Genomic DNA, 7,733 nt, shown 5'->3' with positions numbered 1-7,733 from the left:
GCAGGGTACTTCCTCTGGAGCACTAAATTCAAAAACGCGACTCCAGCCGCGACCAAGCCAAAAGGGAATCTCAGCCAGAGAATAAAAAAATCTATAAACAAACCGCTATCTCAAACATCTGTTCAGACAGTTACTCCGGGAGATTCAACTGTTAAGGTTTTGGCTGAGCAAAAGGCTGATTCTGTCAAAAATCCAGTTCCGATTTCAGCTCAGGAAATTAAGCCTGAAAAAAAGGTAGAAGCTCAGGCAGAAAAACTCTTAGTCCAACCATCCTCAGTTCAAAGGACAAGCCAAAGAGAGACTGCTATCCAGCCTTCCACGGAGGATAAAACTAATTCAAAGAAGATTTTGAATGAATCTCAGACTCAAAATGCACAGCCTGAAAAAAAGTCTGAACCACAGAGCGATACAAAACCCTCGTCACCAAAAATCCTTAGTAGCAAGAAAGCCCCTGCTTTGAAAACCGAGAAAAAGTTAGCTGAGGAGAAAACCACTCTGCCGGATAAACTTGTCCTGTCCACCCCTTCGACCAGAACTGATTCCAGACCTATAGCTCCTTTTTCTGCTGAAGAGAATAGACAACTGGCTAAAAACTATTTCGATTTTGGAGTCGAATCTCATAAAAAAGGGAACTTGCAGGACGCTGAGGAGTGTTACCTCAAGGCTCTGGCTTTGAATGTAGATTTTTATCCGGCTCGCTTGAACCTTTCCACAGTCTATCTGGAAAGAGGGAAATTAGCTGAAGCGGAAAAGGAGCTGACTTCTCTTCTAAGCCAGAATCAGGAAGACACCAAGACTATTTATAATTTTGGCTTGCTTTATTTCAAGAAAAAGGAGTTCCAGAAAACAGTTGAATATGCTCAGGAACTTTCAAACCTTGCCCCGGATTCCCCTAAGGCTTACCTGCTTATGGGGAAGAGCCTTGAGGCTCAAGGCAAGTTGGACGAAGCCATAAAGGCTTACGATAAAGCCTACCAGATCGATCCGGCTGACCCTTCAACCCTTTACTCCCTGGCAAGGGCAAATGACCTGGCAGGGAACAAAAAGGAAGCTGTCACTTATTATCAGCTTTTTCTCAAAAACTCCGGGGAAAAAGATTCGGTTTTAAAAAGAAGTGTCAGGGAAAGGGCGGCTTTCTTAAGCTCGGAAGGAGTGAGAAATGACTAAATCCATCGGCGAGCTGCTCTTAGAATCAAAAACTGTCACTCCCAAGCAGTTTGATGTTGCCTTACGGGAGCAGAAAAGGACCGGAGAAAAAATTGGTCTGATCTGCGAAAGATTAGGGTTTGTCAATCCTGACGTAATTTTAAAGCTTTTATCCCAGCAGTCCGGCAGTACCTATTTTGACTTTAGCTCCAACCCAGTTGAGCTAGAGGCATTACAGCTCGTGCCTGAGGCAATGGCAAGAGAACTTAAACTTATTCCTACAGAGACCCAGAATAACAAAAAGCTCATAGTGGCAATGGCAAATCCCAATGATATCATGGCCATTGACAAGCTGAGGAAGATCACCAGCTTAGATGTGGAGCCAAAAACTGCCGCAGAAGAGGATATCTTAGCAGCCATAGACACATTTTATGGAATGGAGGCTGCCACAGAGAAAATTATAGAGGAAAGTCTTGCCCAGACCTTGAGCGTGGAAGAGGTGGAAAAAGAAACCCCTCCCTTAATAAAGTTAGTTGATGCGGTTATCGCGCACGGGATAAGAGAGGGAGCCACTGACATCCATTTTGAGACCGATGATAAGGTTGGAAGGATCAGGTACCGTGTCGACGGAATCTTAGAGCCGGGATTTATTCTTCCCAAGAAGATTTATTCTCCTGCAGTCAGCCGGTTAAAAATCATGGGAGGAATGGACATCACCGAGCAGAGGATTCCCCAGGATGGAGGTATCCGGTTCAATTACAATTCTAAAGATATTGACATCCGTGTATCCAGCCTGCCGATAATGCACGGCGAATCAGTGGTTTTGAGGATTCTGGCAAAACCCAGATTCCTCTTAAGCTTAGACCAGCTCGGGTTTACCGGGGAGAATCTGGTTAAATTCAGGAGAATGGTTCAGAAATCATACGGGATGATCGTCCTCACCGGACCGACCGGTTCAGGTAAATCAACCACCCTTTATGCGGCTTTAAAGACTTTGAATGCCTTAGAGAAAAATATCATCACTTTAGAGGACCCCATAGAATCGCAGATTCCTTTGACCAAACAATCCCAGGTTTTGGAAAAAGCAGGATACACCTTTGCCAAAGGCTTAAGAGCCTGTATGAGGCACGACCCGGATGTGATTCTGATAGGAGAGATGAGAGATACCGAGACTGCCCAGATGGCTTTCCGGGCTTCCATGACCGGACATTTGGTTTTCACGACGCTACACGCTAACACCGCTTCAGCTTCTGTGGCACGACTTCTGGATTTAGGCATAGAGTCATTTATCGTGGCAACTTCACTTTTGGCAGTTATCTCCCAGAGGCTTTTGCGCAAGGTCTGCTCCAAATGTAAAACGACCTATACACCGAAGGAAGAGGAACTCGCCCCCTATCATCTGGAGAAATTACTGAACACCACCCTTTACAAAGGGGAAGGGTGCGAAAAATGCAAGTTCACCGGATATAAAGGCAGGATGGGTATCTTCGAGGTCTTAGAGGTAACTCCTGAGATAAATGAGCTGATAGCCAGAAGGGCTACCTCTTATGAAATCGAAAAGACTGCCAAGTTCGAATTCCTGTTTGAGGACGGGATAAAAAAGGTTTTGGCCGGAGCAACCACCTTATCTGAAGTCTTAAGGGTAGCGGGATAATGTCAGAATTCACCTATAAAGCGGTTGACCAGAAGAACAAGCAGGTTAAAGGCTCCTGCCAGGCAAAGAATTTACAGGAGGCTGAGGGTGAAATCCGTCAGATGGGACTCTATCCTGTTCAGGTTTCAAAAAAGGTAGAAAAAAAGGGGTTCGGTCTTTCCAAGAAAATCAAAAAAAGGGATCTCCTATCATTTACTATTCAGCTGCAGCTAATGCTTTCTGCTGGACTTCCAATCCTCAGAGCCTTTTCCAACATAGCTGCCCAGGAGAGAAATCCTAAATTCCGCAGCGTAATTGTAGATATTGCCAAAAGGATTGAAGGAACCGGCAGTCTGGGTGAATCGATCTCTGCTTATCCTCAGATTTTTCCTCCATTTTTCGTTGGTTCCATAAGGGCAGGCGAGCAGGGAGGCCATTTAAATGATATCTTAGAAGAGCTGGTCAAATCCATAGAAAACCAGGAGGAACTGGAGTCTTCCCTTAAACAGGCCATGATCTATCCTATTTTGATTATGGTTGTGATGTCCGGAGTGGCAGGGTTCTATGCCTTTTATCTTATGCCCAAAATGATGGCGCTGGTGAAGGAGTTAGGCGCACCTTTACCTTTTCTCACCCGGGCGATTATGGCCAGTACCGGTATGGTAAGAGCGTTCTGGATTCCTATCATTCTTTTTTTCCTGGTGTCAGGGATCGGGCTTTTCATTTATTCCAAAACTGAAAACGGAAAATACACTATGAGTTTTATGAAGTTAAGATTCCCCCTCTTCGGCCCAGTAGTACAGAAGACTGTCTTAGCCAAATTTTCCCATTATCTTTCTCTGCTGCTGAAAACCGGTTTTGGCCTTGTCCCTTCTTTGGAATTGCTCAAGGGAACAATCGGAAATCAAAGCATCATCCGCGCAGTGGAAACAATGCAGGAAAGAATAAACCGGGGAGAATCACTTTCCGAGTCGATGAAAGGGCTTCCTTTTCCACCCTTTATGGTTAGTATGGTAGCTTTAGGAGAGGAAAACGGGATGGTGGATAAACAACTTCTTAAGGTAAACGAATATTTTGAGAAAGACATTCAGAGAGCAACAAAAAGGGTTTTGTCTTTGCTGGAGCCTATGATCTTGATTGGATTCGGGGCTTTTGCCGCCTTAATTTTACTCTCCACCTTTATGCCTCTGTATAAAGCCATGGGCCAGATAAATTAACTTGTTTACCAGCAGGAGTAGCTCCTGACGGAACAAAAGGAACGCAAGGACAACAAGAAAACCAATGGACAGACCATTCTGGTAGATTAACCTTATTTTTCGAACAGCTTTTTGTATTTACCGTACCCTTCCTTTTCCAGGTCCTCTTTTGGAATAAATCTTAAAGAGGCGGAGTTCATGCAGTATCTTTGCCCTGTGGGTGCTGGACCATCGTCAAATAAATGGCCCAGATGAGAATTTCCTCCCTTACTTTTTATTTCCATTCTTGTCATTCCCAAGCTCGTATCTTCTTGCTCCGCGATATTCCCTGGCTCAAGTGGTTGGGTAAAGCTGGGCCAGCCGGTCCCTGAATTATACTTATCCCTGGACGAAAACAAAGGCTCGCCAGAAACCACGTCAACATATATCCCTTCTCTTTTATTGTTCCAGTACTCGTTTTCAAATGGAGGTTCTGTGCCGCATTCCTGGGTCACCTTGTACTGCAAAGGCGTAAGCTTGCTTTTCAATTCCTTTTCTTTCGGCTTGGTAGAATTTTCTCCCCAGGTTTCTTTTATGAATCCCTCTCTGCCTGACCCTTTCTTGTACAATTTGAACGCAAGCGGTTGCTTTTGAGAGTAACCCTGATGATAATCTTCTGCTTTGAAGAATTGAGTGAAGGGTATAATTTTCGTGATGACAGGTTTATCGAACTTCCCGGACCTTCCCAGCTTCTCTTTTGATTTCTCTGCGATAGCTTTTTGCTCTTCATTATGGTAAAAAATAGCAGTCCTGTATTGCGAACCCCTATCAGCGAACTGTCCTCCCTGATCTGTGGGATCGATCTGCCTCCAGAAGAGGTCTAACAGGCGTTCATACGATACCCTGGAAGGATCAAAGGTGATCTGGACTGCTTCATAATGACCAGTTGTCCCGGAGCTTACTTCTTCATAAGTCGGCTTATCCTTGCTGCCGCCCGTGTATCCTGAAACCGCATCCACTACTCCCTCAACCCTTTTGAAGGCATCTTCCATACACCAGAAACATCCACCCGCAAAAGTCGCCTTCTGTATGACTGCCTTTTCATTTTTCTGATTTTTCTCAGACATTACTGCTCCTCCTATTAAAGCTATCGATATTGCAACAATGAGAATTCTTGTGTTGTAAAACATATTCTCCTCCTGTCCTGAAATCTCAGAAGATATACGAATGAACCGCAGAACCTGAATAAGGAGGTTGAAAGTAAAAGTAGGTCAGGAGCCCAGCGCCCCTGACAAAACAGCTCTTTTCTAACATCCATAATAGCCCATCATGATCCAAGATAATCCAATCTGAAATGAGGCATAAAAGAGGCACGGGGTACCCCCCCTAGTGCCACTCTCTATATCTCTTACATATATAGAGAGTTGAGCTAGGGTTTCCTCACGCACCGTCAAAATATTTTCAGGTTGGAAAAAGAAAGGGACAGATCACAAACGTCTGTCCCCTTAGGTTGCTCAAATTTCCTCAATCCTTCAACAGAGTGCGATTACGCTCCCTGGACAATCGACCAGTGGGCGTGAACCATGCTCCACTTACCGTTTTTCCAGTGATACACCGAAGTGACCTTCCATCCTTCCAGCGCCTTACCGTCTGTCGTGCTGGCCTTCCAATGGAAAGTGAGGATTGCGGTATTGCCATAGACCTGCACCTTCGGATTCACAATGTCATATGTGTGAGGTGGAATCTGCCCCGCAAAAGATGCCAAGTAGTTGCGGACTGCCTCGAGACCTTCTATCCTCGGCTGCGCACCCGGCATGAAGTCGAACCAAGTAACATCGTCTGCACTAATGTCAATGTACCCATGTGTATTGCCCTGCGACCACTTGTCCAGCGCACTGCGCTCGAGAGCAATAATTTCTTCACCGGCGTTTTGGTGTGTTGTATCCGAATCACACCCACCCAAGACTATCAATGTCAAGATTGTCACAAGAATTGCTGTCCGTGACATGTTTGCTCCTTTCGGTTGATGAGAATTGATTGTTATTACTTGACGAGACGTGCTTGCGGCTAACTTGTTCACATCCTCACTTGGTCCTGCCCCTCGTTATTATACCACTTTTTAAGTTAGTCACGCCATAACAATTGTCAAATCTAATTACAGTAGATCAACTTTTATTTCGGGAACTGGAAATTAATCTTCGAATGTACCCCCGGCAACACTCATTATTTCTCTTACACCCGCATGGGCTTTTTACGTTTCTTCGTGAGTTCTTGCAGGATTAGAGCTCCAATCTTAAGTCTATATCGCTATTCAACCTATATCTCGATTATTGCTTGTTTCTGTCGATCTATACGCAAATGACTGCCTTTGAGTATTTCCTCTGATCTTCTGGCAAAGTTAGTTGATTGATTTACAATATGTTAAACAAAAACCAGGGGAGTTTCGTACAGTATTTTATTGGCACGTTTCTTGTGATATAAAAGTCGGAGAATTTCCTCTCTCTTTGCAGTAATGCTAAGTCCAGATTTTCGAAAATTTAAACAGTGGGAGAGGGCAGGCAGGAGAAGCTCTTTTTATGTTTCCAGTAAAACTCTATACAAGAATGCTGTATAAATTGTGAAAAGATGATATTGCTAAAAATGAGATTTATTAATGATAAGAGTAACGATTTCGATACTTCTATCGGAGAAAGATTACTATCCGATACTATTTATATGGAGATGAAATAGTGACAGCTAAGTTGTCAATTGAGCTGACAGCAATGAAAAAGCAAGAAATTAATAATTAAAATCTACACGGGAGGTTAAAATGTATTTCAAATGGTTGCGGTTGTTAAGTATTTTTTTGGGGGGGTTAGTTTTAATGCTTTGGGTGGGCGGAGAGAGCATTAATGCATCCGACTTAACGGCAACAGCTGGGCAGTTTCAAAATGGATTAAGTAGTACAATGAACGATTCCATCACTATAGAGAAGATTTTGTTTTCCAACACGCCTTACAGCGGCGATAACGAGATCTATATGATGAACACCGATGGTAGCGGCATACAGAAACTAACTAACCACGCAGGGCGGGATTGCGGTCCGGCATGGTCTCCCGACAGAAAAAAGATTGCCTTCTATGTCCATTATGATGACAATAATTGGTCTGAATTTGTGATGGATGCTAATGGCAGCAACATAATTCGATTGACCAATACTCCAAACGTCTGCGACGGTGATCCTAACTGGTCACCAGACGGAAAACAGATAGCTTTTGCAAGATGGTACCCGCTGGAAAATTATCGTTCTGAAGTTTGGGTGATGGATGCTGACGGAAACAATCAGCACCGCATCGGTACATTTGACGGTGGTGGACCTGATTGGTCCCAGGACGGAAGTAAGATTGTATTCTATTCAAATATAAGTGGTATTTATCATATCTGTGTGGCTGACACGGATGGGACGAATCTTCAACAACTGACAAACACTGGTACAGAAAATTGGTGGCCCTCGTATTCAGCAGATGGTAGCAAGATTGCTTTTCAATCCAATCGTGACGGAAACCATGAGATTTATGTCATGAACGCGGATGGAATAAACCAGGTAAGACTGACCAACAATCCGGCAGAAGATGGTGATCCGTGCTGGTCACCCGATGGTAATCGGATTGCCTTCTCTTCGTTTCGTGACGGTAAATATGAAATATACAGGATGAATGCGGGCGATGGTAGCAACCAAACCAGATTGACCACCATGCAAATCCATAACATACAGCCGGATTGGGGCTCGGTGTGTGTGC

6 protein-coding genes are annotated in these 7,733 nt (G+C 44.1%); 4 read left to right on the top strand and 2 right to left on the bottom strand.

Features of this window, described 5'->3' with window-relative positions:
* The 3 genes from MUP17_05405 to MUP17_05395 all read left to right on the top strand — a co-directional run.
* Positions 1-1,167: tetratricopeptide repeat protein (locus MUP17_05405; protein ID MCJ7458408.1), on the top strand; the 1,167-nt coding region annotated here is incomplete at its 5' end.
* Complete coding sequence (tadA, locus tag MUP17_05400; GenBank protein ID MCJ7458407.1) at positions 1,160-2,800, top strand: Flp pilus assembly complex ATPase component TadA; 1,641 nt, start codon at positions 1,160-1,162, stop codon at positions 2,798-2,800. The genes MUP17_05405 and tadA, both read left to right, overlap by 8 nt.
* Positions 2,800-3,996, top strand: a complete 1,197-nt coding sequence (locus tag MUP17_05395; protein ID MCJ7458406.1) for a type II secretion system F family protein — start codon at positions 2,800-2,802, stop codon at positions 3,994-3,996. The genes tadA and MUP17_05395 overlap by 1 nt, the downstream gene beginning before the upstream one ends.
* A 92-nt stretch (positions 3,997-4,088) precedes the next feature.
* Here the strand turns inward: MUP17_05395 and msrB are convergent, their stop codons facing one another.
* Together msrB and MUP17_05385 are read right to left on the bottom strand one after the other, a co-directional pair.
* A complete protein-coding gene (gene msrB, locus MUP17_05390) occupies positions 4,089-5,081 on the bottom strand; it encodes a peptide-methionine (R)-S-oxide reductase MsrB (GenBank protein MCJ7458405.1) in 993 nt (330 codons plus the stop codon).
* 419 nt (positions 5,082-5,500) lie between these two features.
* Complete coding sequence (locus MUP17_05385; protein MCJ7458404.1) at positions 5,501-6,034, bottom strand: DUF4440 domain-containing protein; 534 nt, start codon at positions 6,032-6,034, stop codon at positions 5,501-5,503.
* Positions 6,035-6,763: 729 nt separating this feature from the next.
* Here MUP17_05385 and MUP17_05380 point away from each other — a divergent pair.
* A partial coding sequence (locus MUP17_05380) for a DPP IV N-terminal domain-containing protein (protein ID MCJ7458403.1) occupies positions 6,764-7,733 on the top strand: 970 nt, incomplete at its 3' end.

Source organism: Candidatus Zixiibacteriota bacterium, assembly GCA_022865345.1.
GTDB lineage: Bacteria > Zixibacteria > MSB-5A5 > MSB-5A5 > RBG-16-43-9 > RBG-16-43-9.
Note: the sequence above shows the minus strand (reverse complement) of the source record. Positions and strands in the feature narration are given on the sequence as shown.

Excerpts from the sequence above, each read along its gene's own strand:
- msrB (MCJ7458405.1), bottom strand. The coding sequence starts at position 5,081 with ATGTCTGAGAAAAATCAGAAAAATGAAAAGGCAGTCATACAGAAGGCG.
- tadA (MCJ7458407.1), top strand. The coding sequence starts at position 1,160 with ATGACTAAATCCATCGGCGAGCTGCTCTTAGAATCAAAAACTGTCACT.
- MUP17_05395 (MCJ7458406.1), top strand. The coding sequence starts at position 2,800 with ATGTCAGAATTCACCTATAAAGCGGTTGACCAGAAGAACAAGCAGGTT.